12 protein-coding genes are annotated in these 15,381 nt (G+C 72.8%); 9 read left to right on the forward strand and 3 right to left on the reverse strand.

The features are described 5' to 3' along the window. Window positions 1–3: 3 nt before the first annotated feature. Window positions 4–2,247: a 4-alpha-glucanotransferase gene (gene malQ, locus KK483_RS11450; protein ID WP_262005126.1), complete on the reverse strand. Its 2,244-nt coding sequence runs from the start codon at window positions 2,245–2,247 to the stop codon at window positions 4–6. Next, window positions 2,248–2,436 (reverse strand): hypothetical protein, encoded by a 189-nt coding sequence (locus KK483_RS11455; RefSeq protein ID WP_242336459.1) that lies wholly within the window; start codon window positions 2,434–2,436, stop codon window positions 2,248–2,250. A 264-nt stretch (window positions 2,437–2,700) separates the two neighbouring features. Here KK483_RS11455 and KK483_RS11460 point away from each other — a divergent pair, with 264 nt between their 5' ends. Further along, window positions 2,701–5,610 (forward strand): beta-N-acetylglucosaminidase domain-containing protein, encoded by a 2,910-nt coding sequence (locus tag KK483_RS11460; RefSeq protein WP_262005127.1) that lies wholly within the window; start codon window positions 2,701–2,703, stop codon window positions 5,608–5,610. A 65-nt stretch (window positions 5,611–5,675) separates the two neighbouring features. Next, window positions 5,676–6,101, forward strand: a complete 426-nt coding sequence (locus KK483_RS11465) for a VOC family protein (RefSeq protein WP_262005128.1) — start codon at window positions 5,676–5,678, stop codon at window positions 6,099–6,101. Between the two features lie 241 nt (window positions 6,102–6,342). Here the strand turns inward: KK483_RS11465 and KK483_RS11470 are convergent, their stop codons facing one another. Next, complete coding sequence (locus tag KK483_RS11470; RefSeq protein ID WP_262005129.1) at window positions 6,343–6,879, reverse strand: HNH endonuclease; 537 nt, start codon at window positions 6,877–6,879, stop codon at window positions 6,343–6,345. 361 nt (window positions 6,880–7,240) lie between these two features. Here KK483_RS11470 and KK483_RS11475 point away from each other — a divergent pair, with 361 nt between their 5' ends. The 7 genes from KK483_RS11475 (at window position 7,241) to KK483_RS11505 (ending at window position 15,359) form a co-directional block, all read left to right on the forward strand. After that, complete coding sequence (locus tag KK483_RS11475) at window positions 7,241–8,296, forward strand: mechanosensitive ion channel family protein (RefSeq protein WP_262005130.1); 1,056 nt, start codon at window positions 7,241–7,243, stop codon at window positions 8,294–8,296. Between the two features lie 178 nt (window positions 8,297–8,474). After that, window positions 8,475–9,683, forward strand: coding sequence for an ROK family transcriptional regulator (locus KK483_RS11480; protein WP_262005131.1), 1,209 nt, complete (start codon window positions 8,475–8,477; stop codon window positions 9,681–9,683). A 109-nt stretch (window positions 9,684–9,792) separates the two neighbouring features. Next, entirely contained in the window at window positions 9,793–11,136 is a 1,344-nt protein-coding gene (locus tag KK483_RS11485) for an ABC transporter substrate-binding protein (RefSeq protein ID WP_262005132.1), read from the forward strand. Continuing rightward, window positions 11,136–12,146, forward strand: coding sequence for a carbohydrate ABC transporter permease (locus KK483_RS11490; RefSeq protein ID WP_262005133.1), 1,011 nt, complete (start codon window positions 11,136–11,138; stop codon window positions 12,144–12,146). The genes KK483_RS11485 and KK483_RS11490 overlap by 1 nt, the downstream gene beginning before the upstream one ends. A gap of 6 nt (window positions 12,147–12,152) precedes the next feature. Beyond that, window positions 12,153–13,067: a carbohydrate ABC transporter permease gene (locus KK483_RS11495; RefSeq protein WP_262005134.1), complete on the forward strand. Its 915-nt coding sequence runs from the start codon at window positions 12,153–12,155 to the stop codon at window positions 13,065–13,067. Between the two features lie 4 nt (window positions 13,068–13,071). Beyond that, window positions 13,072–14,379, forward strand: coding sequence for a 6-phospho-beta-glucosidase (locus KK483_RS11500; RefSeq protein ID WP_262005135.1), 1,308 nt, complete (start codon window positions 13,072–13,074; stop codon window positions 14,377–14,379). Next, on the forward strand, window positions 14,370–15,359 hold the full coding sequence (locus tag KK483_RS11505) for an N-acetylglucosamine kinase (protein ID WP_262005136.1): 990 nt from the start codon (window positions 14,370–14,372) through the stop codon (window positions 15,357–15,359). The genes KK483_RS11500 and KK483_RS11505 overlap by 10 nt, the downstream gene beginning before the upstream one ends. Window positions 15,360–15,381 lie beyond the last annotated feature (22 nt).

Consider the following 15,381-nt stretch of genomic DNA (forward strand, 5'->3'; position numbering starts at 1 on the left):
CGGCTATGCGGGCCGCGCGCCCGGGGTGCCCGTACGGGGCTCAGCGACCGTCCGCCGGGCCGGTGCGTCCCGGGCCCTGAAGACGTCCATGAGCGCGTGCAGCCGGGGCGACGCGGCCAGTTCCTCCAGGGTCAGCGGGCGGCCGTCGGCGTCCGCGACGGGCAGCCGCCAGTTCGGGTACTGGTCCCAGGTGCCCGGCAGATTCTGCGGCCGTCTGTCCCCCACCGCGTCCGGCAGCCAGACGCCGACCATGCGGGCCGGGGTGCCGAGCAGAAAGCGGTAGACGGCGCGGATCCCGCCCTGCTCGTCGAACCTGCCCTCCGGCAGCAGCCCCAGCCTGGACAGATAGCCCAGCCACTCGGCGACCTCCGCCGAGTCGTCCGTGCTCTCCTGCTCCAGCGGCCGGGTGAGCAGGCCGAGCCGGTGGCGCAGCGCCACATGGCCACCGGTGAGCCGGGCGGCCGTGGACGGCAGGTCGTGGGTGGTCGCGGTCGCCACACAGCCCTCGCGCCAGCTCTCCGGGGACAGCGGGCGGCCGTCGCCGGTCCAGTCGCGCTCGAACCACAGGACCGACGTGCCGAGCACGCCCCGGCGCGAGAGGGCCTCGCGGACGCCGGGCTCGACGGTGCCGAGGTCCTCCCCTATGACGATCGCGCCCGCGCGGTGCGCCTCCAGGACGAGCACCGCGAGCATCGCCTCGGCGTCGTACCTGACGTACGTGCCCTCGGTCGGCTCGGCGCCGCTCGGCACCCACCAGAGCCGGAACAGGCCCATGACGTGGTCGAGGCGCAGCGCGCCCGCGTGGCGCAGCAGGCCGCGGAGCAGATCGCGGTACGGGGCGTAGCCGCCGGCGGCGAGGGTGTCCGGGCGCCACGGAGGCAGGCCCCAGTCCTGCCCGCGCGCGTTGAACGCGTCGGGTGGTGCGCCGACGGACATGCCCGCGGCGAAGGCGTCCTGCTGCGCCCAGGCGTCCGCACCTCCGGGGTGCACGCCGACGGCGAGGTCATGGACGATGCCGACGGCCATCCCGGCGTCGCGGGCGGCGCGCGAGGCGGCGCCCAGCTGCTCGTCGGTCAGCCAGGCCAGCCGGCAGTGGAAGTCGACCCGGTCCATCAGCTCGCTCCGGGCCCGCGCGGTCTCGGTGGAGCGCGGGTCGCGCAGTCCTGCGGGCCAGCCGTGCCACTCCGAGCCGTACACCTCGGCCAGCGCGCACCAGGTGGCGTGGTCGTCCAGCGCCTGGCCCTGGGCGGCGAGGAAGTCGCAGTACTCGGCGCGTCTGCCGGGTCCGAGCGGGATGCGCAGCACCAGCTCCAGCGCCTGGAGCTTGAGCTCCCAGACCGCGTCGCGGTCGATCAGCGCGCCCTTGTCGAGGACGGCGGTCCGCAGCTGGGCGGCCTTCTCGACGAGCGTGTCGAGCCGGATGCGGTCCTGGCCGGTGACGTACGCGTACTCGGGGACGTCCTCGATCCGCAGATGGACGGGGTCGGGGAAGCGGCGCGAGGAGGGCCGGTACGGGGACGGGTCGGTGGGCGCGCCGGGCACGGCCGCGTGCAACGGGTTGACCTGCACGAATCCCGCCCCGAGCGCACGTCCGGACCAGGCGGCCAGCTCCCCGAGGTCGCCGAGGTCCCCCATGCCCCACGACTTCCCGGACAGCAGCGAGTACAGCTGCACGAGAAAGCCGTGCACACGGCCCTCGGGCTGTGCCACGGCCTCGGGCGCGACGACGAGCGTGGCCCGCGCCTTGGCTCGGTCGGGCGTGCGGACGTCCAACCGGTGGATACCGGGGGGCAGTTGGTCCCACCCGGAGGCCCGGTGGACGTCGCGGACGGGCCTGTCGCCCACGCCCGCGCCCACGCCCACGCCCGCGCCGGCACCCATGCCGCCGCCCTCGGCCTCGGCCGCGCCCTCGGTGAGCGAATCGGTGAGCGAATCCGGGAGTGGCTCGTGCCACTCCCTGGTGCCGCCGCCCTCCAGCCGCACCTGTACGCGCGTGCCACCCGGAAGCGGTACGGGAGGTTCCGGGGACGGGAGCCAGAGGACAGCGGTCGGGGGAAGGAGCCGCTCCGCGGCGGCGGCGTCGGCCGCGGCCAGGGCGGACCGGACCGCGTCCGGGGTGGAGGCGTCCACCCCGAGCGCGGCGAGCACGGAGACGACCGTGGTGTCGGGGACGGGGACGCTGACTCCCGCGGATGGCGAGTGGGAGGTGGCGACTCCGTGCAGCGCGGCCAGCCGGGCCAGGCCCATTCAGACTCCTGGGGACTCCGTGCCGCCGGCCGTGCCGGGGGCGGTGGGTTCGCTGGTGAGGGGGGTGGCGTCGGCGAGCGGGGGCTCACTGGTGAGGGGTGCGGCGTCGGCGAGCGGCGGCTCGCTGGTCAGGGGGCCCGGCACCTGTTTGGACAGGGCGGAGAGCAGAAGCTGTGCTGATGCGGCCACAGGTGGCCTCCCTAAGGGTGGGCAACGGGACATAGCAGCCCTACCCAGCGCGCAGGGCCGCAGACGTACACCTCTCGTCAACGTGTTCCGTGTCACATTCTGCTCCACATACGGGAGTTGGACGCCGTCGCTGCGGCCCGCGCGCGCCGATGGGCAAATACGACACAAGCGGCACCCACATTGACACGTTCACCACACCGATGGTGGGCTCGTAGCCGTTTCGACGAAATCGGCGGGCGCGGGGGAGACCGAGGGGAGCCGGACGTGCGGTTCGGGCGCAGCAAGCGGACGGCGACCGCGGTCGCCGTCGCCGTGGTCGGCGGACTGCTCGGCACGGCCCCGGGCGCCGTCGCCGCCTCCGGCGGGCCCGGCACCCCGACGGCCACCACGGTGCCGGACCGCGAGAGCGACGGGGCGCTGCCGCCGGTCTGGCCGCGGCCGCAGACGCTGAAGGCCGCGGACCGCCCCGTGCCGCTCGGCGAGGAGGTGACGCTCCTCGCCGCGCCGGGCACCGATCCTCACGCGGTGGAGGCCGTCCGCGAGAGCCTGCGCGCGGCCGGCGTACGGACCGTCCACACCGCTCTGCCGGGCCGCGGCCCACTGCTCCGGTTCGGCGGCAGCGGCGCCCAGGAGGCACTGAGCGCCCTGCGCGCCCCCGAGAACGCCGATCTGCCCGCCGGCGGCTACCGGATCGCCGTGGGCCGCCTCGCAGGCCGGGACACCGTCGCCCTCGACGGCACCGGCGACGACGGGTTGTTCCACGCGGCGCAGACGCTCCGTCAGCTGATCAGGGACGGCGCGGTCGCCGGGGTCGTCGTCCGCGACTGGCCCGGTACGGCGGTCCGCGGCATGACCGAGGGCTTCTACGGCCGGCCCTGGAGCCGCGAACAGCGCCTCGCGCAGCTCGATTTCATGGGCCGCACCAAGCAGAACCGCTATCTCTACGCCCCCGGGGACGACCCCTTCCGGCAGTCCCGCTGGCGCGAGCCGTACCCCGCGGAGCTGCGCGCCGGGTTCCGCGAGCTCGCCGAGCGGGCGCGGCGCAACCATGTGACGCTCGCCTGGGCCGTCGCACCCGCCCAGTCCATGTGCCTCGCCTCCGACGACGACATCAGGGCGCTCAAGCGCAAGGTCGACGCGATGTGGGCGCTCGGGGTGCGCGCCTTCCAGCTCCAGTTCCAGGACGTCAGCTACAGCGAGTGGCACTGCGACCGGGACGAGGACGCGTTCGGCTCCGGCCCCGAGGCCGCCGCGGCGGCGCAGGCGCGGCTCGCCGGGGAGCTCGCCCGGCACCTCGCGGAACGCCACCCCGGGGCCGTGCCGCTCACGGTCATGCCGACCGAGTACCACCAGAAGGGCGCCACCGCGTACCGGCGGGCGCTCGCCGAGCAACTGGACGGGAGCGTCCAGGTCGCGTGGACCGGAGTCGGCGTCGTACCGCGCACGATCACCGGGCGGGAACTGGCCGGGGCGCGCGCAGTGTTCCGGCACCCCCTGGTCACCATGGACAACTACCCGGTCAACGACTACGCGCAGGACCGCATCTTCCTCGGCCCCTACACGGGCCGGGAGCCGGCCGTCGCGACCGGCTCGGCCGCGCTGCTCGCCAACGCGATGGAGCAGGCCACGGCGTCCCGCATCCCGCTCTTCACCGCCGCGGACTACGCCTGGAACCCGAAGGGCTACCGGCCGCAGGAGTCCTGGGAGGCGGCCATGACCGACCTCGCGGGCGGCGACCCGGCGCTGCGGGAGGCGGTGCGCGTGCTCGCCGGGAACCACGCGTCCTCCATCCTCGGCGCCGACGAGTCCGCGTATCTCCAGCCCCTGATGGCCGGCTTCTGGCGGACCCGGACCTCCACCGACGCGGCCGCGCGCGACGAGGCGGCCGGGCGGCTGCGGGCCGCGTTCACCGCGATGCGCCAGGCGCCGCAGCGGCTCGCGCCGCTCGGCGGGCTCGGTGACGAAGTGGCTCCGTGGCTGGACCAGTTGGCCCGCTACGGGAGGGCCGGGGAGCTCGCCGTCGACACGCTGAACGCGCAGGCCCGCGGCGACGGCGAGACGGCGTGGCGGGCCTCTCTGGCGCTGGCCCCGGTGCGCACCGCGATCGGCGGGCAGCACGTCACGGTCGGCAAGGGCGTGCTCGACCCGTTCCTCGACCGGGCCGCCAAGGAGTCCGCCGCCTGGACCGGGGCGGACCGCAGGACCGGATCCGTGACCCGGACGGCCTCCGGCCACACGGTACGGCTGGACCGGACGCGGCCCGTCGAGGCGGTCACCGCGATGGCCGAACCGGGCACGGACGACTCCACCGCGGTGCTGGAGGCGCACGTGCCGGGCGAAGGATGGCGGCGGCTCGGCCCGCTGGCCCCGTCCGGCTGGACCCAGCAGCGCACCCAGGGGCTGCGGGCCGACGCGCTGCGGATCACCGGGGCGCCCGGTGTCCACGCGCTCGTCCCCTGGTTCGCGGACGAGCCGCAGGCCGGCCTCGCGCTCGTACGGGGCGAGCTGGACGCGCCGATCGGCGGCGGACCCCAGCGCACCGAGGCGTACGTCGCGGCGCGGCGGCCCGACGACGTGCACGGCACGCTCACCGCGAAGGCGCCGAAGGGCATCACGGTCGCCGTGCCGAAGGAGGTACGGGTCCCCCGGGGCGCGCGGACCGCGGTGCCGGTCGAGGTGACCGTGCCGCCGGGGACACCGGCGGGCGAGTACCAGGTGCCGTTCACCTTCGCCGGCGAGGAGCGCACCCTGACGGTCCGGGCCTTTCCCCGGACCGGCGGGCCCGACCTGCTGCGTACGGCGTCCGCGGCGTCGTCCGGCGACGAGACCCCCGACTTCCCCGCCTCCGCGGCGAGCGACGGCGACCCCGGAACCCGGTGGTCCTCCCCCGTCGAGGACGGCGCCTGGTGGCAGGCCGAGCTTCCCGCGGCGGCCCGGGTGGGCCAGGTCGTCCTGCACTGGCAGGACGCCTACGCCGCCAGGTACCGCATCCAGGTCTCCGCGGACGGCCGCACCTGGCGCACGGCGGCCACGGTCCGCGACGGCCGCGGCGCCCGGGAGACGGTCCGCATGGACGCCCCCGGCACCCGCTTCCTCCGCGTCCAGGGCGACGCCCGGGCGACCCGCTTCGGCTACTCCCTCTGGTCCGTGGAGACGTACGCGGTCACGGACTGAGGAGGGCCTGCCCGGCCCGCTCCCCCGTCTCGCGGGCCTTGCCCGGCTCGCTGCACAGTGGAGCCATGAGCGCTGACGGCAGCAACCTTCTCGGGCGGGCACGCGTGGCGACCAGGCTCCCGGCCCAGGACCTGGACCGGGCGCGGCGTTTCTACGCCGAGCGGCTCGGGCTGGAGCCCGTCGACGAACGGCCCGGCGGGCTGCTGTACCGGTGTGGAGACGTGGAATTCGTGCTGTTCCGCTCGACGGGTGCCTCTCCCGGCACCTTCACCCAGATGGCGTGGCAGGTCGACGACATCGACGCGGTCGTGTCGGAGCTCGAACGGCGCGGCGTGGCGTTCGAAGAGATCGACGTTCCCGGATTCCGGACGAGGGGCGGGATCGCCGAGATCGAGGGGAACTACCCGAGCAAGGGCGCACGGGGCGAGCGCGGCGCCTGGTTCCGTGACAGCGAGGGCAACCTGCTGGGCATCGGCCAGCCGGTCGCCTGACCGGTCCGGCCGCCCGCACCGGCGTCCCGGGGACGCCCCGGAACACCCCGGGATCGCCGTGCAGGTCCGTGCAGGTCCGTGCAGGTCCGTGTAGGTCGTGCGGGTCCGTGCGGGTCGTGCGGGTCCATGCGGCTCCGCGCGGGTCCATGCAGATCGGCGGCCTCAGGAGGCTTCGGCCCGCAGGGCCCCGGCCGGTCGGGGCCGGACCCCGCGGGCGGGGGAACACAAAGGCCCGGATTCGTCAGGCAGAGATGCCGTCGATCCGGGCCAACGCGTCGTCCGCGCCGTACGGCTGCAGGTATGGCAGCCAGCGCGGATCCCTATGCCCCGTGCCGATGATGCGCCAGGCCAGGCCGCTCGGCGGAGCAGGTTGGTGCCGCAGCCGCCAGCCCAGCTCACGCAGGTGCCGGTCGGCCTTGACGTGGTTGCAGCGGCGGCAGGCCGCCACCACGTTGTCCCAGGCGTGCTGACCGCCGCGGCTGCGCGGCACGACGTGGTCGACGCTGGTTGCGACGCCACCGCAGTACATGCAGCGGCCGCCGTCGCGCGCGAACAGCGCGCGCCGGGTCAGTGGAACGGGCCCCCGGTAGGGGACCCGCACGAAGCGCTTGAGCCTCACCACGCTGGGCGCGGGGATCACTCGGGTCTCGCTGTGCATGAAGGCGCCGGACTCCTCGAGGCAGATGGCCTTGTTCTCGAGGACGAGGACGAGCGCGCGGCGGAGCGGTACGACGCCGAGCGGCTCGTACGACGCGTTGAGGACCAGGACATGCGGCACGGATGCCTCCTTGTACGCCGGCGGCGCGTGGCTCGCGCCGGGACGATCTGCTCTCAGTCTCCCCTCCTGCCTGGTCGTAGCGCCACCACGTGCCCGTAACGGGCCGGAGGGATTTTGTGTGCGGTCGGCCACAGAGGGGCCGGCACCGCCGGTGAGCAGGCGCTCCGCACCAGACCGCCCGACGGCACGCCGGCAGCCCGTCACCGGGCCGTCGGCGGCCCTCCGGCGGCCCCGGCGGCACTGCGGCGGCCCCCGGGCCGCCGGGTGAGGCTCGTCTCTCCCCCGGGCGGATTGCCGGGGTCACCCGGTGTCCCCCGTTAGTGTGGTGGGACCGCCGACACACGCCCTGGAGGTATCAGCCGTGTCACTGGCCGCCGATCCGTCACCGCCGCCCCTCGCCCTCGACAAGGCGGCGGAGAAGGCCACCAGCGCCGCAAGCTGGGTGGAGGAGAACTGGTCCACCTGGCTCAGCGTCGGGCTGCGCATCCTCCTCATCCTGGCGATCGCGATCCTGCTCCGGATCGCCGTGCGGCGTGCGCTCACGAAGCTGATAGAGCGGATGAACCGCAGCGCCCAGGCCGTGGAGGGCACCGCGCTCGGCGGGCTCCTGGTGAACGCCGAGCGCCGCCGCCAGCGGTCCGAGGCGATCGGCTCGGTGCTCCGCTCGGTCGCCTCGTTCGTGATCCTCGGCACGGCGGGCCTGATGATCCTCGGTGCGCTCAACATCAATCTCGCCCCGCTGCTCGCCTCTGCGGGTGTCGCGGGTGTGGCGCTCGGTTTCGGCGCCCGGAACCTGGTCACCGACTTCCTGTCGGGCGTCTTCATGATCCTTGAGGACCAGTACGGCGTCGGTGACACGGTCGACGCGGGCGTCGCCTCCGGCGAGGTGATCGAGGTCGGGCTGCGCGTGACGAAGCTGCGCGGTGACAACGGCGAGATCTGGTACGTCCGCAACGGCGAGGTCAAGCGCATCGGCAACCTCAGCCAGGGCTGGGCCACGGCCTCCGTCGACGTGAGCGTGCGCCCGAGCGAGGACCTGGACCGGGTCCGCAAGGTCATCGAGGAGGCCGCCGGGACGATGTCCAAGGACGAGCCCTGGAACGAGCGCCTGTGGGGACCGGTCGAGGTGCTGGGCCTGACCGAGGTGCTGCTGGACCAGATGACCGTGTCGGTCGCCGCGAAGACGATGCCGGGCAAGGCGCTCGGCGTGGAGCGCGAGCTGCGCTGGCGGATCAAGCGCGCCTTCGACGAGGCGGGCATCCGGATCGTGGGCGGTCTGCCGCTCCAGACGGACGGCGAGCCGCCGGCGAAGGACCCGACGGCGGGCGTGGCGGCCCCGTCGGCGTACGCGTCGTCGACGTCACCGCAGTCGGTGGCGGCGTCCCCGATCGCCCCGCAGCCGAACCTGTCGAAGTAACCCCTTCGCAGTCGCCCCGCACCCCCGCAGGTAACGCTTTGGTTGCCGCGGGGGTGCTTGCGTGTCGGCGGGTATTGACGAGCGCCCGACGGGGTGTTTACGTTCCTCGCACCGAACAGGAAACTTTCCTAACAGTGCTCGGAAGGGCACTGCGGCGCAGCGGGAAGGTGCATACGTCATGGCCGGTACTACCCCGGGAACACCGCGCGTACTCCGCGCCATGAACGACCGCGCCGCGCTCGATCTGCTGCTCGAACACGGACCGCTCTCCCGGACCCGGATCGGCAAGCTCACCGGCCTGTCCAAGCCCACCGCCTCCCAGCTGCTGGCGCGGCTGGAGGCCGCGGGCCTGGTCGTCGCCACTGGCACCACCGAGGGACGGCCGGGGCCGAACGCCCAGCTCTACGCCGTCAACGCCCGCGCCGCCTTCGCCGCCGGCCTCGATGTGACCCCGCTGCGCCTCCGCGCCGCGGTCGCCGACATCACCGGCGCGACGGTCGGCGAGTTCGTCCTGCGGACTCCGGGGCGGCGGGCGGTCAGCGTCGTACGCCAGGTCACCGACGCCCTCGACGGGGCCGTGAAGGCCGCCGGGATCACCCGCGCCGAGGTGCACCGCCTCGTCATCGGGACCCCCGGCGCCTTCGACCCGTCGACCGGGCGGCTGCGGTACGCCTCCCATCTGCCCGGCTGGCACTCCCCCACGCTGCTCGACGAGCTGGCGGCGGCGCTGCCGATGCCCGTCGAGTACGAGAACGACGTCAACCTGGTCGCCGTGGCCGAGCAGCGGCTCGGCGCGGCCCGGGGCCACGACGACTTCGTCCTGCTGTGGAACGAGTTCGGCATCGGCGCCGCCCTCGTGATCGGCGGGCGGCTGCACCGGGGCTTCACCGGCGGCGCGGGCGAGGTCGGCTTCATGCCGGTGCCCGGTGCCCCGCTGGTGCGGCAGGTCTCCAAGGCCGGCAGCGGCGGCTTCCAGGAGCTGGCCGGTGCGCAGACGGTGCCGGGCCTCGCCCGCGAGCTCGGCATCGAGGAGATCGGGCACGGCCCGCACGAGGAGGTGGCGACCGGGCTGCTGGCCCGGGCGGCCGCCGCGGCCGACGAGCCGGGGCCGTACCGCACCCTGCTCGACACCTTCGGGACCGGCCTGGCCACCGGTCTCGCCTCCATGGTCGCGGTGCTCGACCCCGAGCTCGTCGTCCTCTCCGGACCGCTGATCCTCGCCGGCGGGGAACCGCTGCGCGAGCGCGTGCAGACCGAGCTCGCCGAACTCGCCGCCACGCACCCCCGGCTCGTCATCGGCGACGTACAGGAACATCCCGTGCTGCGCGGTGCGCTGGAGAGCGCCCTCGCCGCCACCCGCGACGAAGTCTTCGACACCTCACGCTGAACGCCCTGCTCCTTCCGCTCTTCCCGCTCCTTCTGCTCCTCCCGCTCCTCCTGCTCCGTCCCGCCCGTTGTTCCCTCCAGCCACCGCCCCGCCCCAGGGAGAGACCGCCATGCCCGGAACCCGCCGGAAGACGACCGCCGTCGCGCTCGCCGCGGCCGCATCCTCGATAGCCCTGCTCGCGACCGCCTGCACGGGGTCGAACGACGCCGGTGCGACCGACGACCCGAAAGCGAAGACCACCCTCACCTTCTGGCACGGCTGGAGCGCCCCCAGCGAGGTGGAGGCGATCGCGGAGAACATCAAGTCCTTCGAGGCCAAGCACCCCAACATCACCGTCAATGTCGTCAAGGGCATCACCGACGACAAGCTCAACCAGGCGCTGCGCACCGGCGGTTCGAACGCTCCGGACGTGGTGTCGTCCTTCACCACCGACAACGTGGGCCGGTTCTGCGCCTCCAAGGCGCTCGCCGATCTGAAGCCGTTCCTGGACGCGTCGGGGATCGACCCCGAGAAGACCTTCCTGCCGCAGATGGCCAAGTACACGCAGCATGACGGCACCCGCTGCACGGTGCCGCTGCTCGGGGACGCGTACGGCCTCTACTACAACAAGGACGCCTTCGAGGAGGCCGGCATCACGGCCCCGCCGAAGACCCTGTCCGAGTTCGACGCGGTCGTGAAGAAGCTCACCAAGACGAAGGGCGACGGCTTCGAACGGCTCGGCTTCATGCCGCTGTTCGTGGGGTACGAGACCACGGTCGAGCACTACGGCGCCGGTTTCGGCGTCACCTACCTCGGCCCGGACGGCAAGTCGAACACCGCCCAGGACCCGGCCGTGAAGGCGCTGTTCACCTGGCAGAAGAAGCTGGTGGACGAGCTCGGCGGATTCCAGAAGCTCAACAAGTTCCGCACCGCGCTCGGCGACGAGTGGGGTCCGAAGCACCCCTTCCACACCGGCCAGGTGGCCATGCAGCTGGACGGCGAGTGGCGCGGCAAGATGGCGTCGGACGCCAAGCTGCCCTTCGAGATCGGCGCGGCGCCGTTCCCGGTCCCGGACGCCCAGGCCGCCGACTACGGCAAGGGCTATCTCTCCGGCACGATCCTCGGCATCGCCGGCACGAGCGAGAAGAAGAACGCCGCCTGGGAGCTGGTGAAGTACCTCTCCACCGACACCGACGCGGTCGTCTCCTTCGCCAACGCCATCCACAACGTGCCGTCGACGGTCGAGGCGCTCAACTCGCCGAAGCTCAGCGACGACCCGCTCTACCGCACCTTCGTGGACATCGCCCAGCACCCCAAGAGCACCCACGCCCCCTCGTCCGTCAACGGCGGCGCCTTCCTGCTCACGCTCCAGGACAGCGGTCTCGCCCACGAGAAGGGCGCGGAGAAGGACCTGGACGCGCTGCTGAGGAAGAACGACGAGCAGGTCGACAAGGACAACGAGCAGGCCGGCTGATGACGACGGCCCAGGTCTCTTCCGGGCAGACCCCGTCCGGACGACTCTCCCCGGGGCCGAGGGCGAAGCGCACAGGTGGTGCCCGGCGCGCGGAGCGCACCAGACGGGCACTGCGCACCCTCGGTTTCCTCTCGCCGTGGCTGGTCGGGTTCAGCGTGTTCTTCGCGTACCCGCTGATCTCGACCGTCTACTTCTCCTTCATGAAGTACGACGGCTTCACCGCACCCACCTGGGTGGGCCTGAGGAACTGGGTGTACGTCCTCCAGGACAGCCCGTTCTTCTGGCCGTCGCTGCGCAACATGCTGTGGCTGGTACTGGTGATGGTCACCTGCCGGGTCGTCTTCGGGCTGGGCATCGGGCTGCTGATCACAAAGGTCAAGGCGGGCGCGGGGCTCTTCCGCACCCTGTTCTACCTGCCCTATCTGGCCCCGCCGGTGGCGGCGACGATGGCCTTCGTCTTCCTGCTCAACCCGGGCACGGGTCCCGTCAACACCATCCTGGGGGCGCTGGGTCTGCCCGAGCCCGACTGGTTCTCCAGCGCCTCCTGGTCGAAGCCGTCGCTCACGCTGCTCGCGCTGTGGTGCATCGGCGACCTCATGGTCATCTTCATGGCGTCGCTGCTCGACGTGCCGAAGGAGCAGTACGAGGCCGCCGAGCTGGACGGGGCGGGTCCGTGGCAGCGCTTCCGGTACGTCACGCTGCCGAACATCTCGCCGATCGTGCTCTTCGCGGTGATCACCGGGGTGATCGCCACGATGCAGTACTACACCGAGCCCCTGGTCGCCGCGAAGGTCGCGAGCGGGGTGATCGGTGGCTCCGGGCAGACGTTCGAGCCCGGCTATCCGGACAAGTCCACGCTCACGGTGCCGCACGTGATCTACAACCTGGGCTTCCAGCGCTTCGACACCGGGGCGGCGTGTGTCGTGGCGATCGTGCTGTTCGTACTCGCCATGATCTTCACCGGTTTCCTGATGCGCCGGCGCAGCGGCTTCATGGCGGCGGAGGACTGATCGACGATGACACAGACGACACTGTCACCCCTGCGAAAGGGCGGAACCGCGGCCGGCGCCGCGACCGGCCGGGGCACGGCCCTGCGGGCGGCGCGCCGCCGGGCCGTCCTGCGGTGGATCGCGGTCCACTCGCTGGCGATCGCCGCCGCCCTGTTCTTCCTCCTGCCCTTCGTCTTCGTGTTCCTGACGGCCGTGATGAGCGACGACCAGGCGCTCACCCGCGAGCTGTGGCCGCACACCTGGGAGTGGGGCAACTTCGCCACCGTGTGGCACACTCCCGGCTTCCTCACCTGGTGGCGCAACACGCTGCTGTACGCGGGGCTCGGCACCGTCCTCGCGGTCGCGTCCAGCATCCCCGTGGCGTACGCCCTCGCGAAGTTCCGCTTCCGCGGGCGGAACCTGATGATGATGCTGGTGATCGCGGCGATGATGCTGCCGCCGCAGGTGGTCATCGTCCCCATGTATCTGTTCTGGGCCAAGCAACTCGACCTGGCGGGCACGCTCTGGCCGCTGATCGTCCCGTTCGCGTTCGGCAACGCGTTCACGATCTTCCTGTTGCGGCAGTTCCTGCTGACGATCCCGCGCGAGTACACCGAGGCGGCGAGGATCGACGGCTGCGGCGAGTTCCGCACGATGGTCCGGGTCGTGCTGCCTATGGCCAGGCCGGCCATCGCCGCCTCCGCGCTGTTCCACTTCTTCTACTGCTGGAACGACTACTTCGGGCCGCAGATCTACGTGTCCGAGAACCCGGCCGCGTGGACGCTGTCGTACGGCCTGGAGTCGTTCAAGGGCGCCCATCAGACGGACTGGAACCTGACGATGGCGGCTACCGTGATGATCATGGCGCCCGTGATCGTCGTCTTCTTCTTCGCACAGAAAGCCTTCATCGAGGGCGTCACACTGACCGGAGTGAAGGGCTGAGCACATGCTGCATGACATCGGGGGGCCAACCCCGAACCCCCGGCAGACGAAGATCGCAGTCGTGGGTGGTGGATCCACCTACACCCCCGAACTGATCGACGGGTTCGCCCGGTTGAGGGACACCCTCCCGATCGGCGAACTCGTCCTCGTCGACCCGGCGGCCGAGCGGCTGGAGCTGGTCGGCGGCCTGGCCCGGCGGATCCTCGCCCGGCAGGACCATCCCGCGACCGTCACCACGACGACCGATCTGGACGCGGGCGTCGCCGGCGCCGACGCCGTCCTGCTGCAACTGCGCGTGGGCGGCCAGGCGGCACGGCAGCAGGACGAGACCTGGCCGCTGGAGTGCGGCTGCATCGGGCAGGAGACGACCGGCGCGGGCGGCCTCGCCAAGGCGCTGCGCACGGTGCCCGTGGTGCTGGACATCGCCGAACGGGTGCGCCGGGCCAGCCCGGACGCCTGGATCATCGACTTCACCAACCCGGTCGGGATCGTGACGCGTGCGCTGCTCCAGGCCGGTCACCGGGCCGTCGGGCTGTGCAATGTGGCGATCGGCCTCCAGCGGAAGTTCGCGGCGCTGCTGGGTGTGGCACCGGGCGATGTGCACCTGGACCATGTGGGCCTGAACCACCTGACATGGGAGACGGGTGTGCGCCTCGGCGGCCCCGAGGGCGAGAACGTCCTGCCGAAGCTGCTCGCCGAGCACGGCGACACCATCGCCGGCGATCTGCGTCTGCCGCGCCCGCTCCTCGACCGGCTCGGCACGGTCCCCTCGTACTACCTGCGCTACTTCTACGCGCACGACGCGGTCGTGGAGGAGCTGCGGACCAAGCCGTCGCGCGCCGCCGAGGTCGCCGCGATGGAGAAGCAGCTGCTGGAGATGTACGGCGACCCGGCGCTCGACGAGAAGCCCGCGCTGCTCGCCAAGCGCGGCGGGGCGTTCTACTCCGAGGCCGCCGTCGATCTGGCCGCGGCGCTGCTGGGCGGCGGAGGAAGCCCGTACCAGGTGGTGAACACGTACAACAACGGCACACTGCCGTTCCTCCCCGACGACGCCGTGATCGAGGTAGAGGCCGCGGTCGGCGCGCAGGGCGCGACACCGCTGCCCGTGCCGGAGCTGGACACGCTGTACGCGGGGCTGATCGCGAACGTCACCGCGTACGAGCAGCTGGCCCTGGAGGCGGCGCTGCGCGGCGGCCGCGACCGGGTCTTCAAGGCGCTGCTCGCCCACCCCCTGATCGGCCAGTACGCGTACGCCGAAACGCTCACGGACCGGCTGATCGCACACAACCAGGAGCACCTCGCGTGGGCGTGACTCGTTCCGTACTCGCCATCGACGCGGGCAACAGCAAGACCGACGTGGCCGTGGTCGGGACCGACGGATCGGTGCTCGGGACCGCCCGCGGCGGCGGCTTCCAGCCGCCGGTGGTGGGCGTGGACGCGGCCATGCGGGTGCTCTCCGACACGGTGGAGCGAGCGGCCGCATCCGCCGGGGCGACCGCCCAGGACGGTCCGCTGCGCTTCGCGCACGTCTCCGCCTGCCTCGCCAACGCCGACCTCCCCGTCGAGGAGCAGGAGTTGACGGCCGCCCTGCGCGGACTCGGCTGGAGCCGCTCGGTCGAGGTGCGCAACGACACCTTCGCGATCCTGCGCGCCGGGGTCGAGGAGCCGCGCGGTGTGGCCGTCGTCTGCGGCGCCGGCATCAACTGCGTGGGGATGCTGCCCGACGGCCGCACGGCACGCTTCCCCGCCATCGGCAAGATCTCCGGCGACTGGGGCGGCGGCGCGGGCCTGGCGGAGGAGGCCCTGTGGTTCGCGGCGCGCGCCGAGGACGGCCGCGGCGAGGCGACGGAGCTCGCACGGACGCTCCCGGCGCACTTCGGTCTCGACTCGATGTACGCGCTGATCGAGGCCCTGCACCTGGGCCGTGTCCTGCCCGTCCGCAAACACGAGCTGACCCCGGTGCTCTTCGCGACCGCGGCCCGGGGCGACGGGGTCGCCGGCGCGATCGTCGACCGCCTCGCCGACGAAGTCGTGACGATGGCGACGGTGGCCCTCTCCCGACTCGGCCTCCTCGACGAGGAGGTCCCCGTCGTCCTCGGGGGCAGCGTCCTCTCCGCCGGCCACCCACGCCTCGACACCCGCATCACCTCCCTCCTCTCCGCCCGCGCCCCCAAGGCCGCGCCCTCCGTGGTCACTTCGCCCCCGGTCCTGGGCGCAGCCCTGCTGGCGCTGGACCACGTGGGCACGGAGGAGGAGGCCCGGGCGGGACTGCGGGCGCACTACGGGGCCTAGGGTCCGGCGGAGTTCACCCTCC

Origin of the sequence: Streptomyces sp. FIT100 (genome assembly GCF_024584805.1) — a bacterium.
Lineage (GTDB): Bacteria > Actinomycetota > Actinomycetes > Streptomycetales > Streptomycetaceae > Streptomyces.

What these genes read in the sequence shown, in the direction of transcription:
- KK483_RS11500 (WP_262005135.1), top strand. Translation starts at nt 13,072, where the DNA reads ATGCTGCATGACATCGGGGGGCCAACCCCGAACCCCCGGCAGACGAAG.
- KK483_RS11480 (WP_262005131.1), top strand. Translation starts at nt 8,475, where the DNA reads ATGGCCGGTACTACCCCGGGAACACCGCGCGTACTCCGCGCCATGAAC.
- KK483_RS11485 (WP_262005132.1), top strand. Translation starts at nt 9,793, where the DNA reads ATGCCCGGAACCCGCCGGAAGACGACCGCCGTCGCGCTCGCCGCGGCC.
- KK483_RS11490 (WP_262005133.1), top strand. Translation starts at nt 11,136, where the DNA reads ATGACGACGGCCCAGGTCTCTTCCGGGCAGACCCCGTCCGGACGACTC.
- malQ (WP_262005126.1), bottom strand. Translation starts at nt 2,247, where the DNA reads ATGGGCCTGGCCCGGCTGGCCGCGCTGCACGGAGTCGCCACCTCCCAC.
- KK483_RS11465 (WP_262005128.1), top strand. Translation starts at nt 5,676, where the DNA reads ATGAGCGCTGACGGCAGCAACCTTCTCGGGCGGGCACGCGTGGCGACC.
- KK483_RS11495 (WP_262005134.1), top strand. Translation starts at nt 12,153, where the DNA reads ATGACACAGACGACACTGTCACCCCTGCGAAAGGGCGGAACCGCGGCC.